Source organism: Kiritimatiella glycovorans (genome assembly GCF_001017655.1).
Classification (GTDB): domain Bacteria; phylum Verrucomicrobiota; class Kiritimatiellia; order Kiritimatiellales; family Kiritimatiellaceae; genus Kiritimatiella; species Kiritimatiella glycovorans.
The window spans coordinates 2,512,903-2,537,880 of record NZ_CP010904.1 but is presented as its reverse complement, the minus strand read 5'-3'; the positions used below and the strand labels follow the sequence as shown (position 1 = coordinate 2,537,880).

Below are 24,978 nucleotides of genomic sequence, written 5' to 3'. Positions count from 1 at the left end.
GGGCGGAAAGAGAGCACACACAACCGCAAAAGGAGAATATTATGAAGCGTTTCATCAACGGTATGCTGATCGCGACGGTGTTCTGCGCCGCGCTCACGACGGCCACCGGATTCAAGTGGCCCTGGCAGAAGGACTCCGGTCCGGCCAAAAAAGAAGTCAACATCGGCTACGTGAACTGGGCCGAAGGGGTTGCCGTTGCGCACCTCGTGAAGTCGATCCTCGAGGACGACATGAACTACAAGGTGAACCTCACGATGGCCGACGTGGCCCCGATGTTCACCGCCGTGGCGAGCGGTTCGCAGGACGTCTTTGTGGAAACGTGGCTTCCGGTCACCCATAAATCGTACATGAAGAAGTACGGCGACGACATCCAGAAGGTCGGCTGCTGGTACGATTCGGCCCGCATCGGCCTCGTCGTTCCGCAGTACGTGAAGTGCGACTCGATCGCGGAGATGAACCAGTACAAGGCGCAGTTCGACGGCGAGATCATCGGAATCGATCCGGGCGCCGGCATCATGAAGACCACCGAGAAGGCGATCCCCGCCTACGATCTCGACTACAAGCTGGTCTCCTCGAGCGGCCCGGCGATGACGGCGTCGCTGAAACGCGCGGTCGACAAGAAAGAGTGGATCGCCGTGACGGGCTGGGCTCCGCACTGGAAGTTCGCCCGCTGGGACCTGAAGTTCCTGGACGATCCCGAAAAGGTCTACGGGGATGTCGAAACCGTCCAGGCGGTCGCCCGTCTCGGAATCGAGAAAGACCTGCCCGAGGTCTACGCGCTGTTCAAGGCGATGAAGTTCAACGATCAGCAGATCGGTACGCTGATGAACAAGCTGCGCAACAACAAGGAAAACAAACTCGAAGCCGCCCGCCAGTGGAAAGAGGAACACATGGACCTCGTCAACAGCTGGATCGGCGGATAAGTCCGTTCATAACACGGACGTCGATGAGGCGCGCTCTCCGGAGCGCGCCTCGTTTTTGGGTTCTTTTCTCCCGATCCCGCTTCCCGCCGAACGGGATATCCGCTTAAATGGCGCGCATGTCGACACGACTCACAGCACTGGCCAATCAGAAGGGCGGCGTGGGCAAGACCACGACCGCGGTCAATCTGTCCGCCTGTATCGCCGAACAGGGCAAACGGGTGCTGCTGGTGGATCTGGACCCGCAGGCCAACGCCACCAGCGGGCTGGGCGTCGAATCGACCCCCGGACAAAGCATCTACCGCGCACTGCTTGGCGAAACCGGCGCGCAGGAGGCGGTCCACGGCACGGGGATCGAAAACCTCGACCTGCTCCCCTCGGAACTCGACCTCGCGGGCGCGGAAGTGGATATCGCCCGCACGGAACGCTACCTGCACTGCCTTAAACGATGCCTCACCCCGCTGGTCGACGACCGCCGTTACGACTATATCTTTCTGGACTGCCCCCCCTCCCTCGGCATCCTCTTCATGAACGCGCTCGCCGCCGTGCAGCAGGTGATCGTGCCGATCCAGTGCGAATATTACGCCCTGGAGGGGCTGAGCGTGATCACCGACATCATCCGCCGCCTGGCGGACGGCGCCAATCCGGAGCTGCGACTGGACGGGATCGTGATGACGATGTTCGACGCGCGAACCAACCTCTCACGTCAGGTGGTCGAAGAGGTCCGCACACATTTCGGATCTAGCGTCTATGAGACGCTCATTCCGCGCAGCGTCCGCCTCAGCGAGGCGCCGAGCTACGGTCGGCCCGTGACGGACTACGATCCGCACAGTCCCGGCAGCGAAGCCTACCGTCGCCTGGCCGGTGAATTTCTGATGCGGCACACGCCCGGCACGGACATGACCACCCCCTGAGAGAGCGGGGAGGGGAAGGTTAATCCAAAAAGATATTGTCAACGCCACCCCAGTCGCTATCTTGGGGCATAAATCGGTGGACGCCGGCGGGCGCGTGGTGAAACTGGTAAACACGCGAGATTTAGGATCTCGTGCCGCTCAGGCCTGCGGGTTCGAGTCCCGCCGCGCCCACTAGAGGAACACGCTTTTTCTGCAGGGTGACAAGGGGATAGACCGGATGAATCGGGTGGATGGTCAGGTGGCTATGAAAGTCACCCCGAATTACAGTCTCTGGTGGCTGGCGCTGCTGATTCTCCTGCTGGGCGGTCTGGTGACCACCTATCTTGCTCAGGGTGTGCAGGAGGGGGATGCAACCAGCCGGCAGCCGGTTTGCCTCGCGGCGTGCGTGACCGCACTGCTCGCGGGTTTGTGTATGATCGCTTCCTTCGCGCCTTTCCTCTTCGGAGTGTTGCGCGGCCGGGACGGATTCTGAGAGGCGGAGTAATGAGAGACGCCCCATGCGTATGAACTCCGCCGGCAGCGGCAAAGTGGCCATGTTCCGGCTGCGGCCTAATTACGGGCTGCTGCTGTTCGCCCTCATCGTGCTCCTGCTGGGACTGTTCGGTTATGCCGAAATGCAGCGTGAGGCGGAGACGGGCAATATCGACGCTCAGGGGCGCGCGCGCCTGATCCTGGTGATTACCGTGATTATCTGCGGCATTTCCGTCATTGTCGCAACCGCCCGCCTCTGGTTCCGCCACCTGTGGGGCGAGGCCGACTCCCGCCTTTTCAGGCCCCGGAAGCCGCGTCGGTCTTCACTGTCGCACCGCAAACGCCCGCACCGCAGCCGCCGGCATCACCGTTCGCAGGGAGAAAGGGCGCAGGGGCGTGGAGAAGAGAGAGTTCGAAAACACGAGCAATGACTCCTGAGTTCCACATGGGGACACCCGGGGAAATATCGTACTCGTACTGTACCCGTGCGTGAAGGTAGGGACGGACCTCCGGGCCGTCCGCAAGCGATCGGCGCGCTTAGCCTGTCCGCCGAAGGCATAAAGGGCCGAAGGCGGAGAGATCGCGCCTTCGACGCTCCGGGTACACATCCTGTGGTGATCACTCCGACGGCGGGGCGGATTCCGGCCCGGATTCAAAGCAGCGCCCTTTTTCCTCTTTGCGGCAGCCCTCGTCGCAGCAGCGGTAGCAGATCTCGTTTTCCAGCGGCCGCCCCTCGAAGTAGTCGCGGATATTGCCGAGCGTCGTGTCGGCGATATTGGTGAGCGCCTCGCGTGTGAAAAAGGCCTGGTGCGAGGTGATCAGCACATTGGGAAAGGTCAGCAGGCGCGCGAGGACGTCGTCGTCCAGCCCCCGGACCGAGAAATCCTCGAAGAAGTACTGATCCTCTTCCTCGTAGACGTCCAGTCCGGCCGCGCCGACCTTGCGGTCTTTCAGGGCCTCGGTGAGTGCCGGGGCGTCGATCAGCCCGCCGCGGCCGGTATTGATGATCATGACCCCGTCGCGCATCTGCCCGATGGTATCGGCGTTGATCATGTGATGGTTGTCGGAGGTGAGGGGGCAGTGGAGCGTGATGAGGTGTGAGCGGCGGTACAGTTCCCCCATGTCCACGTAGGTCACGCCCGAGCGCTCCGCCCATTCGAGGTCGGGGTTTACGTCAAAGGCGAGCACCTCCATGCCGAACCCGCGCAAAAGCTGTGCCGCACAGCGGCCGATACTGCCGGTGCCCACCACGCCGGCGGTCTTGCCCGCCATGTCGAACCCGAGCAGTCCCTCGATCGCGAAATTCCCGTCGCGGGTCCGGTAATACGCGCGGTGAGTCTTGCGGTTCAGCGACAGGATGAGGGCCAGGGTGTGTTCCGCCACGGCATGCGGGGAATACGCCGGCACGCGTACGACGTGAATGCGTCCGAAAAAGGAGCGGAGGTCGACGTTGTTATACCCCGCGCAGCGCAGGGCCACCAGCCCGATCCCGCTGTCCGCCAGTGTGTCGGCCACCTCCGGCGAGAGGCGGTCGTTGACGAACGCACACACGGCGTCGTGCCCCTCCGCCAGGCGCGCGCTCTCCCCGGTCAGCCGATGGCCCAGAAACGTGAGCTCGTACCCGAAATTCCCGTTCGCGGCCTGGAAAAATTCGCGGTCGTACGATTTCGCGTCGAAGAACAGGATCGAGGGCGCGCTCATCGGGTTTTCACCGCCTCGGCGATCGACTCGCATACGTAATCGATATTGTCGGCCGTGAGTCCGGACACGTTGATCCGTCCGCTGCGCACGATGTAGATGCTCTTTTCGTCGCGGAGGAAGTCGACCTGTTCCCCGTTCAGCCCGCTGAACGAGAACATGCCCTGCTGCCGTTCGAAGTGATCGCATTCGAGCGGCACGTCGCGCGAGCGCAGACCGTCCGCGAGCTGACGGCGCATGGCGTGGATCCGCCGGCGCATCCCGGCCAGTTCCTCTTTCCACTGCGCGGCGAGGGTCGGGTCGTCGAGGATCGTGGTGACGATCCGCGCCCCGTGGGCGGGCGGGTTGGAGTAGAGCACGCGCGCCGTCTTCTTGAGGTGGCTCTCGGCGGTGGCGGCGTCGTCCGCGGTGTGGGCGGTCAGCGTCAGAGAGCCGGCCCGTTCGCAGTAGAGGCCGAAGTTCTTGGAGAACGAGCCGGCGATCAGACAGTCCGGCCCGGCCTCCGCCATCGCGCGGACCCCCCGCCGATCCGCCTCCAGTCCTTCCGCGAATCCCTGGTAGGCGAAATCGAGGAACGGGATCCACCCCTTTTCGCATGCCGCCGCGGCGAGCGCTTCCCACTGCTCGGGCGAAAGGTCTTCGCCGGTCGGATTGTGGCAGCAGACGTGCAGCAGAACGATGTCGTTCGCGGGCACGTCCTTCAGGGCGGCGAGCATCGCGTCGAAATCCAGCCTGCTGTTTTCGCGGTCGTAGTAGGGGTAGGATTGGATCTCGAATCCCGCTGCCGCAAAGATCCCGTGGTGGTTCGCCCAGGTGGGGTCGCTGACCCAGACGGTCGACGCGGAGCGGAACCGCTGCAGGAGGTCGGCCCCCAGCCGCAGGGCGCCGGTGCCGCCCGGGGCGTGTGCGGTCACCGCGCGTTCCGACATCGCCCCGGCGTTTTCGCCGAAGAGCAGCCCGCGGACCGCCTCGCCGTAGGCCTCGGACCCGGTGATGGGCAGGTAGGTCTTTTCCTCTCCGGCATCCAGAATGCGGCGCTCGGCCTCGCGCACCGATTCCAGTACCGGGGTCCGGCCGTTGTCGGCCTTGTAGATGCCTACGCCGAGATTGACTTTATTCGGGTTCCGGTCCTTTTTGAAGGCCTCGGTGAGTCCCAGGATGGCGTCCGGGGGCGCGGGGTCGATATTCTTCCACAGGCTCATCGTCTCATCCCTCTTTTTTGGGTGTTTCGTAGTACGCCTCGTACCAGGACCGGATGGTGTCTTTTTCCACGCGGATAATATTCAGTTCGCGTGCCGCGTTATCGGGCGAGTCGGAGGCGTGCGCGGCGTTGACCATGATATCGCGGCCGAACTCGCGCCGGACCGAGCCCGGTTCCGCCTTGTCGGGGTCGGTGGGGCCGAGGATCGAGCGGATGCGGTCGATCGCATGGCGTCCCTTGTAGACGATGGCCAGGCAGCGTTCCCTGCCCGGCAGCGAGCGGTCCTTCTCCGGCACGTCCGGAACCCACATGCCGGTCATGAACCGGATGATCCGGTAAAACTGGTCGTCGGCATAGAGGGGGCCGAGTTCATCGGCCAGCCGGCCGCGGACTTCGTCGGGGATCGTGAACCCGAGTTCATGTTCCACGGCGGAGGAGGCCAGCTCCGCGGCCTTTGAGCGCAGCTTTTCGCGCAGCACCTCGCGCACCGGTCCGTAGAATTCGAGGGCTTCGGACACCGTCATCCGGTGCACCTGTGCGCCTACGATTCTCAGACCGGAGCGCGAGAAGAGGTCGATGATGTTCCCGGGGCGGCTGCTGGGGAAGCGGAAGTTGTCGGGCTTGATGAGCACGAGCGTGGTCTGGACCTCGTCGCCCGCGTCGACGTCGCCGGCGCGTTCCTGAAGACCGCCGTCGCGCGCGCTGTATTCCGCCCAGAGGCCCAGCGTACGGGCGACCGACTCGCGGGAGGTCTCGATCATGACGGCGGGTTCGAGGTAGATCAGTTCGCCGGAGTCGTCGACCACGTAGTCCCCGTAGGTTGCGCGCACGGTTTCCGCGGAGCCGGTATCCTGCCGCAGACCGCCCGTGGCACGCCGGATCTTTCCGATGGCGTCTTCGCCGCGGAAGAGGAGCATCATCACCCGGTGCCCGCGCCCCGTCCTGGGGTCGGGCGTGTAGGCGTGTTCGACGTAATCGGCCAGGATCGGCCGACTGGCGGGATCGACGTCCTCGTTCTCCCTAAGCAGTGCGGCGTAGCGTTCCGCCAGCTCCTGCGACGGGCAGAAGATGCGGGCCGCCACCAGCTCGAGGCCCGTGAGGGTAATCAGGCGGGCGATCACCCCGCCGGTGCGCGACTTGCGCAGGGTGTACGGATTGATCAATGCAAATGCCAGTTCATCCGCCACGGGGCGTCTCCTTATCAAGCTTGACCTTGGTGTCGGCCGGGCCACGATGTAGGTTGGGGGGAACCTAAACGGAAAAGAGGCCCATGACAAATACCAATCCGTCCGAAACGAGGCGCGCATCGATTGTGCGTCGGCAGGCCGAAGTGCTCCGCGAAGTCATTGAACGCGCGGAGGATGAGGTGATCGACGGAGGCCGGCCGGCCGATACCATGCTGCGCGGGCTGTTCCGCTCGCGGCGCGAGCTGGGGTCGCGCGACCGGCGCCTGATCGGCGATACGGTCTTCGCCTTCTTCCGCTGGCGGGGGTGGACGCGCGAGCGGGGGCTCGATCCGGCGGCGAGCTGCGCGGTGGCGTGGAGGCTCGACGGCGAAGCCCCTCCGCCTCCCGTGGAGCGGTTTGCGGCGGAGTGCGGCAGCGACCCGGGCGGCCGGGTTGTGCCCGGGACGCTGGAGGAGCGGCGCGCGGCGCTGCAGGAGACCCTCCGGGCCAATCCCCCGCTGGACGTGACCGAGCTGGTGCCCGCCTGGGCGGGAGAGCAGCTGGGCCGCATCGCCCCGGAAGGGGTCGCGGAGATTATCGAATCGTTCCAGGACCGCCCGCCCACCTGGTTGCGGGTGCGCCCGAACCGCGCGGACCGGGTCCGGGAGGCCCTGGCCGCGCAGGGCATCGAGTTCGCCGAGGGGCCGTCGGAAGCTCTGGCGATCGAGGGCGGGTTCCATCTGGGCGAATTGCGTAAAAAGGCGGGCCGCACATTCGAGGTCCAGGATCTCGCCTCGCAGTGCGTCGGGGCGGTCTGCGATCCGCGGCCCGGAGAGGCCTGGTGGGACGTATGCGCAGGGGCCGGGGGCAAGGCGCTCCACCTCGCCGACCGGATGGAGGGGCAGGGCCGGGTGCTGGCCACCGATCGCAGGGAAGGGATCGTGCGCAACCTGAAACAGCGCGCCCGGGCGTCGGGGATGAAGTCCGTGCGGGCTGCCGTGCTCGACGCCGCCGCCCGTGTGCCGGAGGAGCGGTTCGACGGGGTGCTCATCGATGCGCCCTGTTCCGGTATGGGAACGTGGTCGCGCAATCCCGACGCGCGGTGGCGCACCGACGGATCGATGCCGGAACGCAAGCGGGAGATCCAGCGCGCGCTGCTGCAACGCGGCGCCGAAGCCCTCCGCCCCGGCGGCATCCTGGTCTATTCGGTATGCACGCTCACCTCGACCGAAACGATGGAGGTCGTGCAGGATCTGCTGGAGGCACGGGACGATCTCGCGCCCGAAGCCTTTCCCCATCCGCTCGGCGGCGGGAACACCGACGGCGCCGCCTGGGTCCTTCCGCAGGACGGCCCGTGCTCCGGGATGTTCATCGCCCGGCTGAGAAAAGAGAGTTTTTATGAGTAAGCGCCGGAAAAAAGCCGTCTTTGCGCTGACGGCGCTGGCTTTATCGGGCCTGCTCGGCGTCCATGCCGGAGAAACCGGGTCGACCCGGCGTTGCGGTTATGTCGGCCTCCGCCCGCTGCCCCGGTACGAGCGCGATCTGAAATCGAATCACGGCGGGTCCTGGGCGGGTCTGCCTACCTTTGACAAACAGACGGGACATTATCCCTTCGTCGCCGAACACCTGGATGTGGTCAAGGGCTGGCTGGACGGCGACTTCGAGACCCGGCGCGTCTTCTTCGAGTATTACTGGGGGCTCAGCCGGGCCCGCGACGATCTGGATCCGGAAAAGAACCACCTCGTGAAACAGATCCGGAAATGGGAATCCCGGGGTGGAGTGATCGAGCATATCCTGATCTGTCGCGAGTACAGGCTTGCCATCCATAGAGGGCATCCGGATGCGGAGCCGGGTCCGTTCAAAGAAGACACCCGGATTCTCTTTGCTGAAGACGTGGACGCTATCCGCGCCCTCTTCCGCCGCGCCCATGAACGGGGTCTGATCAGGCACGCCGACTATTCGCTCATCCAGATGGTGGAGCATCCCGTGTTTTTCGCCGCGAACCGGAAAGCGCAGCGCATCATAGATAAGATGGAGGGGGTTGCGTACGAAGCGCACCAGTTCAACCGGCACTGGCCGCTGGAGACCGGGTGGTCCGGGCCGGCGAAAGTGGTGCGGGGCGCCAGATGGACGCTCGCCCGCGACAAGGAATATATCTTCTACTTCGGTCCCGTAATCTGGAAGTCAGACCGGTACTACCCGTTTATCGAGCGGGACTGGCTCAAAAAGTACTGGGACGCCGGCCTGCCGAAGCATCATCCGCGCATGCACTATTATCTGAATACCTTCCCTCACGGCTCCGGTCGCGGGCGTCCGGTCGGTCCCGAATCCAACCCCCACTCCGTTCTGGGCTTTACGAAATGGCTCATCAGGGAAATCAAAATGAACCCGCAGTGAATCAGAGGTTATTCGTGGATCATTATGGAAGGGTTCCCGGGACAGGTGGGATGCGGGAGATCGCAGGGGGAGAGAGCATCGGATTCACCATGAAGGATATGAAGAGCATGAAGGGGTGAACATAATTCGTACTCGTACTCGTACGCGTACGCGTACTCGGAGCGCCGAAGGCGCGATCCCACTCCGCCTGTTCAAAAAAATCGAGTACGCGTACCGCTTCGCTGAGTACGAGTACGCGTACGTTGTGACGCGAGCGGATTTCTAATCCAGCCGCTACGATTTCAGTAGTTCTACAAAAATCCGGTTTTCCGCAGATTTTGCGGTGGAGCCGTTCGGGGAAGAGGCGGGATGGAAGACGACAAACGTTCGTAGTAGCGCCGTAAGCGCCCGAAGGGCCAAGGCGCGTGATATCGTTCGTAGTAGCGCCGCAAGCCTGCCCCCGGCAGGCCAGGCGCGTGAAGATAACGGCCCTGGCCCCGCTTCGCAGGCCTGCGGGCCTACTACAAACGTTAAGGACGCGCGTGAGATGAAACGTTCGTAGTAGCGCCGCAAGGGCCCGAAGGGCCAAGGCGCGTGAAAGATAACGGCCCTGGCCCCGCTTCGCGGACCTGCGGGCCTACTACGAACTTTTTCCGCTGCGCGGACCTGCGGGCCTACTACGAACGTAAGAGAGAACGCACCATTTCTTTGCCTGTGCTCTTCTCATTCATCTTTGCGATCTCTGCGCCTTGGCGAGAGACCTTTCTTGTGTTTTCGGCCACGGATTACACCGATGACACGGATGAAATCTCGAAATCCGAATCGAAGTCGAAATCGGGATTCAGAGAGAACATAATTCGTACGCGTACTCGGAGCGCCGAAGGCGCGATCCCATCCATCGATTCAAGGAATTCGAGTACGAGTACCCCTTCGCTGAGTACGAGTACGAGTACGATATTCCCCCGGGTGTCCCCATGTTGAACTCAGGAAGGAGATGGTCTTCCGGCTGAGTGCACGGGCGGAAACCAGCGCCTCCCGAACCCGATCTTCGCCGTAGAATGCCCAGGCGAGCATGACGTCCTTCAGCGTACCCCGTTCCATGATACGCGTAATCAGAAAGCGCCAAAACGAAGAACTACGAACCGCTGCTCTCTTTCCGCAGGATCTCCACGAAATCGCGGCACAATCCGTCCAGGACCTCCTCGTCGATGATCGTCGGCGGCATGAGGTAAAAGACATCGCCGAGCGGTCGCACGAGGATGTCCCGTTCGAGCAGCGCGGCGCGGATGCGGTCGGCGCGCGCGCGGCTGTCGGGCGCGGGTTCGAGTTCGGCCACGGCGATCATGCCGAGCGTGCGTACGTCGCGGACACCGGGCCGCCCCTCGAGTTCGCGAAAGTGTTCCGTCATCCGCGCCCCCCGTTTCGCGGCGCGGGCGGCGATATCCATTTCGCGGTAGATCTCCAGCGCCTCCAGCGCCACGGCGCAGGCGATGGGGTGCCCGCACCACGTGTGGCCGTGGTAGAACGTGCCGTCCTGCTCGCGTTCGTCATCGAACGTCGCAAAGAGTTCATCTTTGACCACCGTCGCGCTGATGGGCATGTAACCCGAGGAGAGCGCCTTGCCGAGGCAGACGATATCGGGGTCGATGCCGGCGTGCTCGAACGCGAAATTGCGTCCGGTCCGGCCGAACCCCATTGCGATCTCGTCGCTGATCATCACGATCCCGCGTTCGCGGCAGGCCTGAGCGAGATCGGCCAGGTACTGCGCCGGATACATCCGCATCCCGTTCGCGCCCTGGCAGAGCGGTTCGACGATCACCGCCGCGAGCGTGTCGCCGTGTTCCTCCATGAGGCGGCGGGTGGGCTCGAATCCCGCGCCGGTTTCGTAGTCGGGAAGCGGAACGCGCAGCTCGCGCGGGATCACCCCGTCGTAGGCGCGGTGGAACTGCTCGAGATAGCCCACCGAGAGCGCGCCGATCGTGTCGCCGTGATAGTCCTGCTCAATACTCATGAAGCGGGTCCGGCCCCGCGTGCCGCGGTTGTAGTGGTATTGCACCGCGATTTTCAGCGCCGCCTCACAGGCGCTCGCGCCGTCGGAGGCGAACATCACGTGGCGTTCCGGCGTGGGCATCCAGCGGGCGATTTCATCGGCCAGTTCGACGGCGCGCGGGTGGATCAGGTTGCCGAGGATGCTGTGCTGGAGCGTCTCCGACTGACGTCGCATCGCCTCGAGCAGACGCGGATGTCCGTGGCCCAGCGCGCACGCCCACCACGACGATACCGCATCCAGGTAGCGGCGTCCCTCGCGGTCGAACAGATAGACGCCCTCTCCGCGTTCGATGACCGGCAGCCCGGCGCGCTGGGCGGAAAACCGGGTATAGGGGTGCCAGAGATGTTGAAGGTCGAGCTGCTGAAGTTGTTCCGTATTCATGTGCGGCTTACTGTTTCTCCCGTTCGGAACGCGTATGAGATGAGGTAGAGCGACAGGAACCAGGCGATCACCAGTTCGCGCAACTCCGACTGGTCGTGCAGCTCGAAGAAGGCTCCCGGCAATACTTCCGCCACGTGAAGCAGCACGAGGTAGCCCGCCGCCGCCCAGCATAAACCCGGCGCGACCAGCCAGGGGACCAGATCCGGGCGCGGCAGACGCCGGAGCAGGTCTCTCTTCTTCCGGAGAGCGGCCGGGAGCAGCAGGCCGCCCACGACTATGAACACTTCCACAGCCGCGCGCGGCTTCTGATCCATCCATGAACTCATGTTATGAAGATTTGTTTCCGACTGATCGTTGACCGCGGCGAGGGGATCGGGCGTTCCCCAGCCGAAGTACCACTGCCCCCAGCTGGCCTCCTCGCCCGCGAAATATACGCATGCCAGGGTCCATGCCAGCAGCCAGAGACGCAACCCGCGCGAGGGGAGCCGGCTGCGGCGCCGGAGCAGCACGTACCCGGCCGTCAGGATGCCGGGGACGAGCACCAGCACCGTAAGATTTTCCGCCAGCCCTGTCATGCCGGGGTTGTCTTTCTGGAGGATCTGCCGGCAGAGCGCAGGATTCACGAGCGCCATCGCCGCGAAGAGGACCGCCCACGCGATCGTAATGAGGCTCGCCGACGACGTGGCCCATCGCGGAACCGTCCGCGGAGCGGTGACCGGGTGAGTGCTGGATGACGATGCGGTTCTTTCGGTCAAAGACATATTTTCAATGGGCCTGAATCCGAAGTCTTTAAGAAACTGTTTCGCGCAGTCGTACTGTTCCCTGTCCCCGACATCCTGCAGGGAATGGAGCCAGCGGAGGGAGTCGAACCCCCGACCAACTGATGACAAAAGGACGCTTTTAAAACTATAACTTCTTTATTCTGTTGCGTTTAGGCTATTTGCAAAAACCCCTGAAACAACCGGACACGCGCAGACGACCCCTGAACCGTAACAAAAACCGTAACAAAGGTCAGCACCTACTGCGAATTCCGTTCCGCACACCCGATCCCGCCCTCAAACCCATCCAGCCCGATCTGCCGCAAACGCATTCAGAATCAGGATGCGCAGGTTCCACCTTATTTTCAGCGATCCGTGGTCCAAAGATGGGGGTAACCCGTCTTTCGCTGTTCGCGGGCAAAACCGCCATTTTTATTCGAGTTCGACTCAAAGGTCTTCACTACATTTTTTGAATCGGCTGAATCGGGGTCTGAACCCCGTAAGCGGTTCAAAGAGAATGAGTAAGCGTGCGTTGGAATCGCTTGTTTTGTCTTAGGGGGTCAGTTAGGGCCCCAAAAACGGAGTTTTAAGCGCGAATTTCTGTTTCGTTTCGCGAGAGTCCGAAGGAGGTATGGTCGGGGAATGTGCGACGCTTCGTGAGGCGCGAGGAGCTTACAACATCTTTTCCGGCGATGGAATCGAGGCCCTAAGCGGCAGGAAACCGATTGCTGTGGGATGTAAGTCCTTCATAATGAAGAGTTAGAAAGGGTCAGACCCGCCACCCCAATGTGCGACGCTTCGTGAGGCGCGAGGAGCTTACAACATCTTTTCCGGCGATGGAATCGAGGCCCTAAGCGGCAGGAAACCGATTGCTGTGGGATGTAAGTCCTTCATAATGAAGAGTTAGAAAGGGTCAGACCCGCCACCCCAATCATATTTCTCCAGGACCCCCCTGAGCGCAGCACGCACAGTACCGGGGAGAACCCATTGAACCCCGGGTTCCTTCCGGTCCGGATGCTTTTCACGTGGTTGAAGGTCGACCGCATATACTTCGCTCATGTGCTTCGCATTATAACGATGCCGAGCAGATTGGCCAGCGCATAGTCTCGGCCGGGCCCTGCATCTGAAGAGCGCAAAGCCCCAAAACTGAATGGAGCCAGCGGAGGGAGTCGAACCCCCGACCAACTGATTACAAATCAGTCGCTCTGGCCACTGAGCTACGCTGGCCTGAAACCTGGAAGACCGCAGGCTATATAGAATCAAGGCGCTTGTCCAGACCGTGACCGCCGAGGCAGCAGTTCTCATTATGGCTGCATTCCGACCGCGGACGGCGTGGCAGCCGTCCCTCCCGAGTCGATTTCGAACGCATTTTCGGGCATTGGGAGGGTCGGGTGCCACCCCGACCGAAAAGGGTGAAGCCATAATGAGAATCGCTGACGCCGAGGGGAGTCGGATCCCTTTGTCTCTATATGCCGCATACGTTAAGTTAAATTAACGTCAAGTATTTTGTTTTTTTGTTGCATGCTGCGTTTTATTGTCTCTAACATGGCCTTGAGAATCGATGTGGCTATGGCGGTGAAGGGTCATTGCCACCGGACGGGTTGAGAGCAGGAAAGGGAGGAGATAGCGATGAAAAAAATGATGGGATGGGTTGTCGTATTATTCGCCCTCGTGGCCGTAACGGCTATGGGCGCGGATAAATATAACAACGTATGGACCGGCGATGCCGGCGACAACGACTGGAATAACGACGGGAACTGGTGGAATTCGGTGAGCAATAACGCTCTTGCCTTTTTGCGCGGCGATAATGTGGATGCGACGCCCTCGGTGACCAACGTGAATCTGTCTACGGCGGACACGGTGCTCGGAATGAGATTTCAGGAAACCACTTCTACCTCATCCTCGAATGTGTCGTATCGATTCGGCGGAGCTGAACTGACCCTCGACGGCAGCGGCACCGATGCTGGGCTCACCGAATTGATCAGCTGGACCGGAGGAGGAGCGGGGACCCAGACGTTTGAAAACTCGGTCGTGCTCAATACGATCAACAACGCCAACCATCAACACATCGCGAGTTCAGACGGCGGTGGGAATCTGGTTTTTGCGGGCGGTCTCGCGCAGGCAGGTTCCTCATCGAGCTTGGGGATTTACCTCTATGCCGGCGATGTCGAAATCAGCGGTGGCTATGACGGATCCTCGAAGTTGACCAAAATTCATGACAGAGCTGGTGCCGGCATATTGAAGTTCACGGGAACCGGTGCATGGAGTGGCGGCGGCACGGTGCAGGTTGGGACGGATGCCACGGTGTTGCTAGCCGGCGACAACACCGACAGCACCCGTTTCGCTCCGGGCATTCTTCATCTCTTAGGCGGGACACTCCGGCTTGGCAACGATGAACAGGTGGCGAACGGGATCAATGTAGCGTTTCGCGACGGCGACAGCGTGTTCGATCTCGACGGAAACACCGAGACGGTCGCCTCGATCGCCCCCTTTCAGATTGCAAATTTCGACTCCGCGACGATCATGATGGGCGACGGCGGCGTGTTGAATCTCGGCAATCAGACGTCGGGATCCATTCAGACCAACCTGACGATCATGGAGTGGAACAACGGGTCGGATCACATCTACGTGACCGGATCGATGAGTTCGAACGACCTGGCGTTGATCACGTTCGACGGATACGACTCGGGCGCGTTCATTAACGACAGCGACGAACTGCTGCCGACCGCCATTCCCGAGCCGGCCACGCTCGGTCTCTTCGGCGCGACGCTCGGCCTGTTCTACCTGCGTCGCCGGATGAGAGGATGACGCCGGTGACGGGTCAGCACGATTCGACCCGTTCGAAAAACCCGACCGGCTTTGCCGGCCGGGTTTTTCTTTTATGGCTCCTTCTCGCCGTCTCTCCGGCGGGGGCGGAGGTCACCCCCTACGTCACGGATGCGGACACGTTCGCGCTCTACCATCTCGACGAGCCGCCCGGAACGGCGAGCACGACGTCGGGCGTGGTGGCGGATTCCTCCGGAAACGGAAACGATCTGTTCACGACGCCCGCCTCGCCGTTCCTCGACTTCTTCGGTCCGGCGGGACTCGATGGCGCGGCGTCGCTCCAGACCGACCGGCAGTTCTACCGGACGAGCGGCGTGGACTTCAGTGCGTTCAACGAACAGTCGTTCACGCTCGAGTGCTGGATTCACGGGCACGACGAGAGCGACGGGTATCAGCGCGGATTGATGCGGCTTCAAGCCGACGGAGAGGCGATCCTCTTCGGCCTCCAGGGGGGCTCCCTGCGTTTCGGCGCCGTGGTCGGAGGAAACTATCGCGCGATCACCTCTGATACGTACGATTTCGACGAGGATCAGTGGTACCATCTCGCCGTGACCTATGAGGGAGACGGGGGCGGCGACGACAGCGTGGTGCGCTTCTATGTCGATCCCGCGTCCGAGTACGGCGAGCCGGGCCTGCGTGCGGGAACCCGCCTCGGCGGTGACCACTCGTATCGCGACCTCAACAGCTTCACCGGCGCGACCACGAACGAGATCCATGTCGGTTCATGGGACGGCTCGCAGTACTACCTCCGCGAACTCGACGAGGTGCGCATCTCCTCCGCCGCGCGCGACCGCTTTGCGCTAGCGACCGAGCCGCCCGGTGAACCCGGGATCTATGACGTGACCGATTACGGCGCGGCGCCCAATGATGACACCGACGACAGTGCGGCCTTCCAGGCGGCGCTCGACGGCGCGCTGGCGTACGGCGGCGGGATCGTGCACATCCCGGCGGGCGATTATCACGTCGGCACCTGCGCCTCCCGCCGGATGGATAGCTGCCGGCTCACATTGCGCGGTCAGGGAATCGGCGTGACCACGATTTATGCCACGGGCACGGGCGGCGTGTTCCGGGTCGTTTCCGACCGGCGCGGATCACAGATCACGGTGCGCGATATGACCGTACTCGCCGACCGCCCCGGCGCGGGGACGGCGTTCGACTTCTGGTCCGCACCCGGCGGCAATGTTCATGCCCGTGCCCTGATCATGGAGGCCGTCGATATTCGCAGTGCGGATCCGTCCGAGGATTATTTCGACATCGGGATCAATGCCTTCGGGGTCTGGCGCCCGCTGCTTCAGGGAGTGAATGTCGCCGGCCCCTACGGCCCCGGGGTCAGTACCAACCTCACCGACAGCTCGCCGTTGTTCGCGATGCAGAAGGGGATCGTCTACGACAACTGTTACGGTCCCGCAATGCAGGACTGTGAGGTCTACTCCGCGCACACCGGGATCTCCTGCGACAATTCCGATCCCGCCGGCGCGCCGGAAGGCGGGACGTATATCGGCTGTTCGGTAGAGAGCTGTCGCATCGGACTGCATATCTACGACAAAGGCCATGAACCGGGGCTGATGATCGATGGTTGCCGGTTCCGGTGCCGGGATACCGGGATTCTCATGGAGCACCGCAAGCTCTATCAGATTACGAGCTGCCAGTTTGTCGGAATGACCGGGAACAGCGCGTATCCGTACGTCGACCTCGACATGGATGAAACCTACTGGGGCATCATCTCCGACTGTGTGTTCGGTACCCCGACCCACGGGAACCGCACGATGATCCGTATGCGTAACGGGTGTTACGACACCCTGATCGTGGACAACCGGTTTGTGGAGCCCGAGGGCCAGGCGCTCGACATCGACGGTTCCTGCTTCCGGATCACCACTGCGGACAACGCGTTCGAGTAGGCGCGTCTCCCGTTCCTCTCACCGAGGTCTTCCTGAGTTCAACATCGGGACCCCCGGCTAAATATCATAATCGTACTCGTACTCAGCGAAGCGGTGCTCGTAGTCGATTTCCTGGACTGGAAAAAGGATCGCGCCTGCGGCGTTCCGAGTGCGCGTACGAGCGCGAATCATGTGTTCTGTGACCTGTGGTGAAGCCCGAGTCCGATCCCGATCGTGATTTTAAACATATCCGTGCTATCGGTGCCATCCGGTGCGCCAAGCAAAGCTTGGCTGTTTCTAACTGAATGAAAGGAGTCAGTCGTGTGAATTGATCGTTGCATATGTAGCCGACCCAGCGGTGATCGGGGGTAACCCCGGCGTCGAAGCCTGGGAAGGCGAACGCGCGAGCCGTAGCGAAAGCGAACTTGATTCAGCCTCGTTACACAAGCCGAGGGCGGCCAGCCTATCGGATATGATGAAGCCAGCACTTGTCGGGAAGGAACGGTCATATGCACCGGCAAGGCCCTCCGGGGTAACAAGAGACGGCGCGCGCAGAAAGAACAGCCAGGAACTTGGGAGGCCCGCCGTGATGTCGGGTAAGCCGACAAGCCCGTGGGGGAATCAATAACCTCGGGGGTGATCGCGTGCGGGAGTCGGAGAGGCTCGTAGTAGTGATGAAGCGGGGTAATGCCCGTGGAGCGAAGGGGTCTCGGCGGAAGACGAGCTGAGTAAGAAGCGCGGGGGACTGATTGGTGAAACCTATGACAGAAGAAGCGACGGAGTACTATCGCATTGACGACAGACTCTTGCCGCCGAAACTCGCCGCGCTGAGACAGAAGCTGAGTCAGAAGGCCAAACAGGAGAAGCGGTTTCGCTTCTACAGTCTCTATGGCCACATTGGCCGGGCCGACACTCTGCTGGCGGCATGGAAACATGTACGCGCTAACGGCGGAAAAGAAGGCCCCGATGGTGTGACCATCGAGGACATCGAACAGAGTCAAGGAGGAGTCGAAGCCTTCTTGGCGGATATTGAACGCAGCCTGAAGGATCGAACCTACCGTGCTGGAAAAGTGCGGCGGGTCTACATCCAGAAGGTGAACGGGAAACTCCGTCCCTTGGGAATACCCTCGGTGCGGGATCGGGTCGTGCAGACCGCTACGGTTCTGATATTGGAACCGATCTTTGAAGCTGACTTCAAGGACTGCTCCCATGGGTTCCGGCCTGAGCGCTCGGCGCATGATGCGTTGAAGGCGATTGGACAGGAGCTCCGGCAAGGGCGGTGTGCGGTGTATGATGCGGATCTGGCCGGCTATTTCGACAGTATTCCACACGACAAGCTCATCGCTTGTGTGCAGATGCGTGTCACCGACCGGTCCGTGCTGAAGCTGATCCGAATGTGGCTGAAAGCGCCGGTAGAGGAAACGGAGAAAGGCAAACCGCCGACCGTGAAGCGCAACGACAAGGGCACGCCGCAAGGCGGGGTCATTTCGCCGCTTCTGGCCAACATCTATCTGCACTGGTTCGATGCGGTGTTTTACCGCAAAGACGGACCGGCACGGTGGGCGAAGGCCAAACTGGTGAGGTACGCCGATGACTTCGTGGTCCTCGCCCGGTATATCGGTCCGCAACTCGAAGCGTTCATCGAAGCCAAGATAGAAGGGTGGCTCGGGCTGAAGATTAACCGGGAGAAAACCCGGATACTCGATGCTCGGGAACCGGGGCAGACGCTGGACTTTCTCGGATATAGCTTCCGCTATGACCGGGACCTCGGCGGACGCCCGTGCCGGTACTGGAACCTGACACCGTCGCGGAAAGCGCTCCAACGGGAACGTGATCGGCTTCGGGAGATGACCGGACCGGAACAATGCTTCAAACCTCTGCCGACGGTGATCGACGAACTCAACATGCAAATGCGAGGATGGGCAAACTACTTTTCGCTGGGTTATCCGCGTGTGGCATTCCGCCACGTCAATGGATACGTGCGACAGCGTCTCACGCGACATGCGAAACGACGCAGTCAGCGCGGCTACTGGCCCCCTGAAGGTATGAGCTACTACGCGCATTTCAAGAACATGGGACTGATCTACCTGTGAAACCATCCAACAAATGCCTTCCGCGAGAGCCGGATGCGGGAAATCCGCATGTCCGGTTCGACGAGGGGGAGGGCAGTCCGCGGTCATTGGCTCTAAGCCTCTCATCCCGTGGCTCCCTCTCTACTCTACTGGTCGAAAAATAGATTTCGAATTTGCGGCGCGCTCGGAGAGCACGCATCCCTCCGTTCTTCTCACCGATGTCTTTCCCTCCACCGGGCCGGGGTCGTGCCCACGCGACGGCGGAAAGCGGTGATGAAATACTTTTCGCTTCGGTAGCCGCAGGCGGAGGCGATGAAGGCGATCTTATACGAGGTCTTGCGCAGCAGCTTACAGGCGCGTTCGAGCCGGAGGCGGGTGAGGTATTCGATCGCCGACACGCCCATCTCGCGTCGACAGGCCCTGCGCAGCGTGTCGGGGCTGACCGCGAGATGCGCGGCGGCCTCCGTCACCCCTTCGCAGCGGTACTCGGTCTCTTCCATGACGCGCCGCACCTGTTCGGCGTAGGGGGGAGTGGATCGCCGTTCATCCGCAGGCATCATCCGGTCACGCAGGATCTCCCCGATCCGCATCAGGCGTGCGGCGAAGAAGAAGGGGTGATCGCGCCGACCCCCGTGCATACCGGAGAGCAGCTCATGCATCGGGTAGTAGATCTCCTCCGGCGCCCCCGGGCAGAAGGGTGCTTCCGGCGTGAACCCGCAGGCGCGCAGGAAGGGAACACATCCGTCGCCGCGAATCGAGAGAAAGAGATAGCGGAAGCGACCCTCGAGCATGAACAGACGATCCGCGAACACCGCCAGCAGATCACCGCGCTTCAGCGTGCGTGCGCCGAAACACTCCGCGCGCACGGCGTACGATCCCTCCAGAATGTAATGGAATCCGCTGTGCAGCGGGATTTTGACCCCCGGGGTCCACTCGCGGTCTGTGGATATCCCGACGTTGATGTATTCCAGATCGCGGAGTGGATCGGGCATGGCCATCCTCAACCCGGAGAGGGAGCCTCTGTCCTCGCGTTCAGCGCTCGCTCAACCGCCGCCGCCTGTTCGACCACCGCCGGGCCGTAGGTCAGGACTTCGTCCTGCGTATGTCGGATGGTCGGATACTGAACCGTCAGTGAAGCGATCGCGCGTCCGGCGACGCGGATCGGGGCCGCGAGCGCCATCACGTCCTCCTCGAACTCGCCCGGATTAAAGGCGAATCCCCGCTCGCGCACCTCTTCAAAGATCGCCTGCAGCGTCTTTTTCGAGGTCACGGTTCTGGACGTGATCTTGCGGAAGGAAGCCTGGTCTAAATAGCGATCCAGTTCGCGTTGCGGCAGATAGGCCAGGATGGCGCGTCCGGCGGCGGTCACGTGCATCGGGAATTCCGGGACAGGTTCGATCCCGATCCGCATCACGTGACGCGAGGTCAGGTGTTTGATGAAGATGACCGAGTGCGCCTTCGGATAGCCGAGCAACACGTTCTCGTTGAACCGGGCGTGCAGCTTTTTCATCGGCTCCTCCGCGCACGGGACGAGCCGGTGCACGAGGCCTTCGCCCGCGGTTCTAAACTGTTCGATCGCCTCGGGCGCGATGCAGTAGCGTTTGTTGACCGGATCGCGCAAGGCGACCCCGGATGCCACCAGCGTGTTGAGATAGAGCGTCACGTTCGAGGCCGGAAGCTCAAGCCGGTCCGCGATATCCTTCAGCCTCACGCCGCGCGGTTCCGCAGCGATGCACTCCAGAATACGTATTCCCTTCAGAAACGAGGGCAGTATTCTCATGTCACTCCCTTACCATCCGATGTTTTCAGGCACCTTTCAGGACGAATGCCCGCAACCTAATCCGTTTTGCCTTGTGATCCCACCTGAACCAATCTATAAAGGTTTCACTATATAGTTCAGCATTTGCATAAAATGCAAATATAAAACCCGCACTTCCTCTCAGGAAAGCGCGGATTGTGAGCATCCATATACTATGCGCGCAGAGCGCACTGCAAAAAAGGATTTCCGGTATGAAGCGCAGTATTTCAGCGGGCGGGCTCGGACTCCTGCTCCTGGCGACCGCCGTTGAAAGTGTAAGGGCGGACGCCGTGTTCGCGGGTTTCTACCGCGGCGGCGAGGCCCCGGAGGGGATCTACACCTTTACCGATCCGGAGCACCCGTTCGAGACCTCGAAGCGGGTGGGTGAATGGCCGTTCCCCGGGGTGAGCTGGCAGGGCCTCGGATTCGATGGCGATCACTACTTCGTGATCAATCGCGGCACGAGCTTCGGCGGGACGGGGCTGCACGAGTACGACGGGGCGACGTCACTCCCGCTGATCAGCGGGACGGACACCTACAGTGACTGGCACGGGATCGGGTATGCCCACGGGGTGTACTACGGCCTCTATCACGGCTCGAGTCTCGAAGGGCCCGGGCTCTATATCTTCTGCGATCCCGCCGACGCGGGCCGGACCTGCGTGCGTATCTGTACGAAGCAGACTTTTCCCGAATCGGTCTGGAGCGATGTGGGAACCGACGGCGAGACGCTTGTCTTCCAGCGTACGGATGCCGGGGGAGGGATGCCGGGGCTCTACACCTATGATCCGGAGGGGGACCGGTTCACAAGGATCAGCGGTGACGAGACCTATGAGGACTGGGAGGATATCGGACTCTACGATGCGGACGTCGCCCCGCTGCGCAACCGGACGGTCTATCTCGTGCTCTTCGGCGGACAGTCGAATGCCCTCGGATGGGGTTATCACCAGTACCTGCTCGATCGCGGCGATCCGCTCGCGGAGGTCCAGAACGATGTCTATCTGCTCTACGATATTGCCGGGACCGGATACCTGCCCGAAAACCACCTCATCAAACTCCAGTCGGGCACGGCGAACACCGTCGTCAAACCCCACGGCCACTATCCCGAATTGACCAACACCCCCATCTGCCGGTTCGGACCCGAGTTGAGCCTCGGCCGCGAGGTGCGCGACCGGATTTCGATTCCCGGTGTCGAGGTGGCGGTGACCAAGTTCGCGCACGGTGGAACCAGCCTCTACGATCCGGACGACTGGAAGGCGGACGGGACGGCCGATCGTTCCGCCGACGGCAACATCTACCGCATCTTTCAGGAGACCGCCTGGCGGGCGATTGCCGCGCTGCGTCACACCTATCCGCGGCACGACGTCGAGGTCCTCGGCATGGGCTGGGTCCAGGGGGAATCCGACGCGCTGGAGAACCGGGGCCAGGAGTATGCGCAGCACCTGACCGACTTCATTGCCGATGTGCGCGCCACCTTTGGATCCGACGTGACCTTCGCGCTCTCCAAACTCTCGCCCAACCAGGTCGCGGGCAGTACGGATACCAACCGCCTGGCGCAGTGGGACCTTGTCCTCGCCGCGCAGGAGTCCGTCACCGCCGCCGACCCCAACGCTGCAGCGACGTCGACGACGGGGGCGGTCTACTCCGTCTCCGCCGGATACGATGAGGGGAAACTGCATTTTACGAGCGGAGCCCTGCTGCAGATCGGTCGCGACCTGGGCGCGGCGATCGTCGCCACGAGCGGGATCGACACGGACGGCGACGGACTGCCCGACGCCTGGGAACACGGCTTTGCGCCCGGGACGGCCGGGCTGAGCCCCGAGGCCGATTTCGATGGCGACGGCGTGACGGACGGCGAAGAATACCGCACGGGCACGGATCCCGCCGATCCGGATGATCGGCTGCGGATCCGGCGCGACTCCGCCTCGACTGGATCATGGTAAGCCCTCGACGGGATCGAATACCGCGTGGCGGTCTCGACCGATCTCGTGAACTGGGCGGATACCGGTTGGTCCGTGCTCAGGCGCAGCGGGACGGGGCGGGAGACGATGGACTGGTCCCCGTATATGGAGAACCATCGGCGGGCTTTTTTTCGGGTGACGGTTGAGTGAGATTCGCTAAAGGCAGGGAGTGTGATGTTATGCTGATGAGGATATCGTTGCTTATAACAGGAGTCCTGCTCGCGGCCGTGCCGGGGGCGGCGGCCTTCGGGGCGGCGCTGACCGGGGCGCCGGGTGCGGTCATCGAGGTGCGGGGGGATTTCGATCCGGCGACCGGCGTCGCGGTCTTTGAGCCCGGGGCCGTGATTTTCACCGACCGCAACTACACGGTCGCCGAGTGTCCGGACAGGCTGCGGGGACTGAAATTTCTGCGCAATCCGATCAGCAGCGATTCGATCGTGGTGGCGGAAGACGGTCTCCTCTTTGCCCTGACCCCCGAGTCCGATGCGTACAACAGCGCGCGATACGAAGAACTGGAGGCGCGGGGATTTGCCCGAGTGGAGAATCCCGGACTCTTCCAGCTGTTCGGCGACATGAGCGCCAATCGGGTGCGCATTTACCGGAAGGCGGTGAAGGTCGGCGAACGCTATGATTTCTCCAAATGGACGGTGCTGCTCGGATTCCGGAGCGCCGTAGCCTGGCAGCGGCCCTCGTGGGAGGACAACCGCGGCGAAATGCTCTACAACGGCATCCGCCTTCCGGAGGAGTGGCCGCCTTCGTATGTCGATCCGAGATCGACCGATCCCATGCCGGTGCCGTACCTGGATCATCCGCCCGCGGTCGTAGCCATCGATCTCGGCCGCCAGTTGTTCGTCGACGATTTCCTGATCGAGGATACCGATCTCGAACGCACCTTCCACTATCCGGAAAAGTATGCCGGTAATCCCGTGCTCGAGCCGCAGAACGACCTCGAGGCCGGGCCGGGGAACGGTCTCGCCGTGGCCTCTCCGAAGAGCGGCGGGCTGTGGTGGAACCCGGAACGGGAGATCTTTGAACTGTGGTACGAGGCGGGCTGGCTGGGCACGGTCTGTTACGCGACCAGTACGAACGGGATCGACTGGCACCGGCCGGAGCTGGACATCCTGCCCGGCTATAATCAGGTGATTCCGATGGGACTCAGGCCGGATTCATGGACGGTGGTGCGCGACTGGTGGACGGACGACCCGGACGCGCGCTACAAGATCTTTGTCCGTGAACCCGGCGGCGGGATGGAGCTGGGTGCGATGTGTTTTACCTCGCCCGACGGGATTCATTGGGGCGAGTTCGATCGCAGCGGTCCGACCGGGGATCGCAGCACGATGTTCTACAATCCCTTCCGTAAAAAATGGGTCTTCAGTATACGTTCCGCCTTCCGCGGTCGGTCGCGGCACTACTGGGAGGCGGACCGGTTCATCGAGGGGAACGACTGGGATCAGGCGGAGTACCGCACCGGACTCAACTGGCAGCCGGGACAGCCGGTGGTGTGGGCCGGCGCGGACCGGCTCGATCCACCCGACCCGGAGGTCGGCATGACCCCCCAGCTCTATAATCTGGATGCCGTGGCTTACGAGAGCCTCATGCTCGGGTTCTTCCAGATCTGGCGCGGCCCGCATAATCATCAGTGTGAAGGCGCTCCGAAGATCACCGAGTTGAACTTCGCCTACAGCCGCGATGGATTTCATTGGCACCGGCCCGACCGTACGACCGCCATCAGGGCCGAACGCGAGGCGGGAAACTGGGATCGAGGGTATGTCCAGTCGCTCGGGAATATCTGCGTGGTGCGCGGCGATGAACTCTGGTTCTACTACACCGGGTTCGCGGGCAACGAGGATCGCGCCGGGGAGGGCGGCATGTACGATAACGGGGCGATGGGGATCGCGAAGCTGCGCCGCGACGGGTTTGTCTCGATGGACGCCGGGGAGGTCCCGGCCACCCTGACCACGCGACCGGTGCGGTTCGATGAGGGATGCCGTCTGTTCGTGAACGCCGACGTGCCGGAGGGTGATGTGCGCGCCGAAATCCTGGACGCCGGCGGAGAGCCCATCCCGCCGTTTACGCTTGCAAATAGTGAGGCGTTCCGGGGAGATGAGACCCTGCGCGAAATGACGTGGGCCGGAGCGGAAGATTTTCGCGCCCTGCGGGGCCAGGCCGTGCGCTTCCGGTTCACCGTGACGGACGGCGCGCTCTACGCCTTCTGGGTCAGTCCGGATGACGGCGGACGCAGCGACGGATTTCTCGCCGGGAGCGGCCCGGGCTATACCGGCCCGACCGATACGGTTGGCGCCGCCGGCCGGCCCTCCGATTGAGTCAGGCGGGACAGAGGGAGAGCGGCGCGCTCGGAGATCGCGCCCTACCCGGGAACGCAGGACAGGCTCACACGTGAAGGAAGGTAGGGACGGCTCTCCGAGCCGTCCGCCCAGCCGTCCGAAAAGCGACGCCCCGCCCCTTCATGATTCCGGATATGTGAACCTCGCGGGGAAATTGGGGCGGGATT

The 24,978-nt window shown here is 62.4% G+C and carries 20 protein-coding genes and 2 tRNA genes; 13 read left to right on the top strand and 9 right to left on the bottom strand.

Features of this window, described 5'->3' with window-relative positions; translation table 11 throughout:
* Nucleotides 1-41 precede the first annotated feature (41 nt).
* From L21SP4_RS10560 to L21SP4_RS10540, 5 genes are all read left to right on the top strand, one after another.
* Complete coding sequence (locus L21SP4_RS10560; protein ID WP_052882619.1) at nucleotides 42-923, top strand: glycine betaine ABC transporter substrate-binding protein; 882 nt, start codon at nucleotides 42-44, stop codon at nucleotides 921-923.
* A 107-nt stretch (nucleotides 924-1,030) separates the two neighbouring features.
* The gene (locus tag L21SP4_RS10555) at nucleotides 1,031-1,834 is read left to right on the top strand and encodes a ParA family protein (protein WP_335334112.1); all 804 of its coding nucleotides are present in this window, start codon (nucleotides 1,031-1,033) and stop codon (nucleotides 1,832-1,834) included.
* Between the two features lie 88 nt (nucleotides 1,835-1,922).
* Nucleotides 1,923-2,005 (top strand) — tRNA-Leu (locus L21SP4_RS10550).
* A gap of 46 nt (nucleotides 2,006-2,051) precedes the next feature.
* Nucleotides 2,052-2,306: a hypothetical protein gene (locus L21SP4_RS10545; protein WP_052882618.1), complete on the top strand. Its 255-nt coding sequence runs from the start codon at nucleotides 2,052-2,054 to the stop codon at nucleotides 2,304-2,306.
* Nucleotides 2,307-2,331: 25 nt separating this feature from the next.
* A complete protein-coding gene (locus L21SP4_RS10540; RefSeq protein ID WP_052882617.1) occupies nucleotides 2,332-2,736 on the top strand; it encodes a hypothetical protein in 405 nt (134 codons plus the stop codon).
* 187 nt (nucleotides 2,737-2,923) lie between these two features.
* On the opposite strand, the gene L21SP4_RS10535 is transcribed toward L21SP4_RS10540, so the two are convergent.
* The 3 genes from L21SP4_RS10535 to L21SP4_RS10525 are packed head-to-tail and all read right to left on the bottom strand — an operon-like array spanning nucleotide 2,924 to nucleotide 6,391.
* Nucleotides 2,924-4,006, bottom strand: a complete 1,083-nt coding sequence (locus L21SP4_RS10535; RefSeq protein ID WP_052882616.1) for a 2-hydroxyacid dehydrogenase — start codon at nucleotides 4,004-4,006, stop codon at nucleotides 2,924-2,926.
* Nucleotides 4,003-5,199: an amino acid aminotransferase gene (locus L21SP4_RS10530; protein ID WP_052883024.1), complete on the bottom strand. Its 1,197-nt coding sequence runs from the start codon at nucleotides 5,197-5,199 to the stop codon at nucleotides 4,003-4,005. The genes L21SP4_RS10535 and L21SP4_RS10530 overlap by 4 nt, the downstream gene beginning before the upstream one ends.
* A gap of 10 nt (nucleotides 5,200-5,209) precedes the next feature.
* Entirely contained in the window at nucleotides 5,210-6,391 is a 1,182-nt protein-coding gene (locus tag L21SP4_RS10525) for a nucleoside-diphosphate kinase (RefSeq protein WP_052882615.1), read from the bottom strand.
* Nucleotides 6,392-6,474: 83 nt separating this feature from the next.
* Between L21SP4_RS10525 and L21SP4_RS10520 the strand changes: the two genes are divergently transcribed.
* Nucleotides 6,475-7,776 carry an RsmB/NOP family class I SAM-dependent RNA methyltransferase gene (locus L21SP4_RS10520; RefSeq protein ID WP_052882614.1) on the top strand — a complete coding sequence of 434 codons (1,302 nt, stop codon included), beginning with the start codon at nucleotides 6,475-6,477 and terminating at the stop codon, nucleotides 7,774-7,776.
* Nucleotides 7,769-8,767: a hypothetical protein gene (locus tag L21SP4_RS10515; protein WP_201774627.1), complete on the top strand. Its 999-nt coding sequence runs from the start codon at nucleotides 7,769-7,771 to the stop codon at nucleotides 8,765-8,767. The genes L21SP4_RS10520 and L21SP4_RS10515 overlap by 8 nt, the downstream gene beginning before the upstream one ends.
* An 882-nt stretch (nucleotides 8,768-9,649) precedes the next feature.
* On the opposite strand, the gene L21SP4_RS13550 is transcribed toward L21SP4_RS10515, so the two are convergent.
* The 4 genes from L21SP4_RS13550 to L21SP4_RS10500 all read right to left on the bottom strand — a co-directional run bounded on the left by L21SP4_RS13550 (nucleotide 9,650) and on the right by L21SP4_RS10500 (nucleotide 13,162).
* Nucleotides 9,650-9,985 carry a DUF6922 domain-containing protein gene (locus tag L21SP4_RS13550; protein ID WP_417999889.1) on the bottom strand — a complete coding sequence of 112 codons (336 nt, stop codon included), beginning with the start codon at nucleotides 9,983-9,985 and terminating at the stop codon, nucleotides 9,650-9,652.
* Nucleotides 9,882-11,177, bottom strand: a complete 1,296-nt coding sequence (gene bioA / locus L21SP4_RS10510) for an adenosylmethionine--8-amino-7-oxononanoate transaminase (protein ID WP_052882613.1) — start codon at nucleotides 11,175-11,177, stop codon at nucleotides 9,882-9,884. The genes L21SP4_RS13550 and bioA overlap by 104 nt, the downstream gene beginning before the upstream one ends.
* Nucleotides 11,174-11,800, bottom strand: a complete 627-nt coding sequence (locus L21SP4_RS13160; protein ID WP_160300811.1) for a hypothetical protein — start codon at nucleotides 11,798-11,800, stop codon at nucleotides 11,174-11,176. The genes bioA and L21SP4_RS13160 overlap by 4 nt, the downstream gene beginning before the upstream one ends.
* A gap of 1,286 nt (nucleotides 11,801-13,086) precedes the next feature.
* Nucleotides 13,087-13,162 (bottom strand) — tRNA-Thr (locus L21SP4_RS10500).
* A 402-nt stretch (nucleotides 13,163-13,564) separates the two neighbouring features.
* Here L21SP4_RS10500 and L21SP4_RS10495 point away from each other — a divergent pair.
* The 3 genes from L21SP4_RS10495 to ltrA all read left to right on the top strand — a co-directional run bounded on the left by L21SP4_RS10495 (nucleotide 13,565) and on the right by ltrA (nucleotide 18,731).
* Nucleotides 13,565-14,743: a PEP-CTERM sorting domain-containing protein gene (locus tag L21SP4_RS10495; protein WP_052882611.1), complete on the top strand. Its 1,179-nt coding sequence runs from the start codon at nucleotides 13,565-13,567 to the stop codon at nucleotides 14,741-14,743.
* Nucleotides 14,740-16,659, top strand: a complete 1,920-nt coding sequence (locus L21SP4_RS10490) for a LamG-like jellyroll fold domain-containing protein (protein ID WP_052882610.1) — start codon at nucleotides 14,740-14,742, stop codon at nucleotides 16,657-16,659. The genes L21SP4_RS10495 and L21SP4_RS10490 overlap by 4 nt, the downstream gene beginning before the upstream one ends.
* A gap of 740 nt (nucleotides 16,660-17,399) precedes the next feature.
* Nucleotides 17,400-18,731, top strand: coding sequence for a group II intron reverse transcriptase/maturase (gene ltrA / locus L21SP4_RS10485; protein WP_052882609.1), 1,332 nt, complete (start codon nucleotides 17,400-17,402; stop codon nucleotides 18,729-18,731).
* Nucleotides 18,732-18,922: 191 nt separating this feature from the next.
* Here the strand turns inward: ltrA and L21SP4_RS10480 are convergent, their stop codons facing one another.
* Both L21SP4_RS10480 and L21SP4_RS10475 read right to left on the bottom strand, forming a co-directional pair.
* Nucleotides 18,923-19,702, bottom strand: a complete 780-nt coding sequence (locus tag L21SP4_RS10480; protein WP_160300810.1) for a helix-turn-helix transcriptional regulator — start codon at nucleotides 19,700-19,702, stop codon at nucleotides 18,923-18,925.
* Nucleotides 19,703-19,710: 8 nt separating this feature from the next.
* The gene (locus L21SP4_RS10475) at nucleotides 19,711-20,490 is read right to left on the bottom strand and encodes an IclR family transcriptional regulator (RefSeq protein ID WP_052882607.1); all 780 of its coding nucleotides are present in this window, start codon (nucleotides 20,488-20,490) and stop codon (nucleotides 19,711-19,713) included.
* Between the two features lie 230 nt (nucleotides 20,491-20,720).
* Here L21SP4_RS10475 and L21SP4_RS10470 point away from each other — a divergent pair, with 230 nt between their 5' ends.
* Genes L21SP4_RS10470 through L21SP4_RS10465 form a run of 3 tightly spaced genes read left to right on the top strand, consistent with a single transcriptional unit; the run spans nucleotide 20,721 to nucleotide 24,790 of the window.
* Nucleotides 20,721-22,448: a sialate O-acetylesterase gene (locus L21SP4_RS10470; protein ID WP_052882606.1), complete on the top strand. Its 1,728-nt coding sequence runs from the start codon at nucleotides 20,721-20,723 to the stop codon at nucleotides 22,446-22,448.
* Nucleotides 22,449-22,472: 24 nt separating this feature from the next.
* Nucleotides 22,473-22,616, top strand: coding sequence for a hypothetical protein (locus L21SP4_RS13155; RefSeq protein ID WP_160300809.1), 144 nt, complete (start codon nucleotides 22,473-22,475; stop codon nucleotides 22,614-22,616).
* 29 nt (nucleotides 22,617-22,645) lie between these two features.
* Entirely contained in the window at nucleotides 22,646-24,790 is a 2,145-nt protein-coding gene (locus L21SP4_RS10465) for a glycosyl hydrolase family 32 (RefSeq protein WP_144413835.1), read from the top strand.
* The last annotated feature ends 188 nt before the right edge of the window (nucleotides 24,791-24,978 follow it).

Bases quoted from the DNA above. Each gene is read 5' to 3' on its own strand.
- L21SP4_RS10560 (WP_052882619.1), top strand. From the start codon at position 42: ATGAAGCGTTTCATCAACGGTATGCTGATCGCGACGGTGTTCTGCGCC.
- L21SP4_RS10555 (WP_335334112.1), top strand. From the start codon at position 1,031: ATGGCGCGCATGTCGACACGACTCACAGCACTGGCCAATCAGAAGGGC.
- L21SP4_RS10545 (WP_052882618.1), top strand. From the start codon at position 2,052: ATGAATCGGGTGGATGGTCAGGTGGCTATGAAAGTCACCCCGAATTAC.
- L21SP4_RS10540 (WP_052882617.1), top strand. From the start codon at position 2,332: ATGCGTATGAACTCCGCCGGCAGCGGCAAAGTGGCCATGTTCCGGCTG.
- L21SP4_RS10535 (WP_052882616.1), bottom strand. From the start codon at position 4,006: ATGAGCGCGCCCTCGATCCTGTTCTTCGACGCGAAATCGTACGACCGC.
- L21SP4_RS10520 (WP_052882614.1), top strand. From the start codon at position 6,475: ATGACAAATACCAATCCGTCCGAAACGAGGCGCGCATCGATTGTGCGT.
- L21SP4_RS10515 (WP_201774627.1), top strand. From the start codon at position 7,769: ATGAGTAAGCGCCGGAAAAAAGCCGTCTTTGCGCTGACGGCGCTGGCT.
- L21SP4_RS13550 (WP_417999889.1), bottom strand. From the start codon at position 9,985: ATGTCTTTTACCTCATGCCGCCGACGATCATCGACGAGGAGGTCCTGG.
- bioA (WP_052882613.1), bottom strand. From the start codon at position 11,177: ATGAATACGGAACAACTTCAGCAGCTCGACCTTCAACATCTCTGGCAC.
- L21SP4_RS10495 (WP_052882611.1), top strand. From the start codon at position 13,565: ATGAAAAAAATGATGGGATGGGTTGTCGTATTATTCGCCCTCGTGGCC.
- L21SP4_RS10490 (WP_052882610.1), top strand. From the start codon at position 14,740: ATGACGCCGGTGACGGGTCAGCACGATTCGACCCGTTCGAAAAACCCG.
- ltrA (WP_052882609.1), top strand. From the start codon at position 17,400: ATGACAGAAGAAGCGACGGAGTACTATCGCATTGACGACAGACTCTTG.
- L21SP4_RS10480 (WP_160300810.1), bottom strand. From the start codon at position 19,702: ATGCCCGATCCACTCCGCGATCTGGAATACATCAACGTCGGGATATCC.
- L21SP4_RS10475 (WP_052882607.1), bottom strand. From the start codon at position 20,490: ATGAGAATACTGCCCTCGTTTCTGAAGGGAATACGTATTCTGGAGTGC.
- L21SP4_RS10470 (WP_052882606.1), top strand. From the start codon at position 20,721: ATGAAGCGCAGTATTTCAGCGGGCGGGCTCGGACTCCTGCTCCTGGCG.
- L21SP4_RS10465 (WP_144413835.1), top strand. From the start codon at position 22,646: ATGCTGATGAGGATATCGTTGCTTATAACAGGAGTCCTGCTCGCGGCC.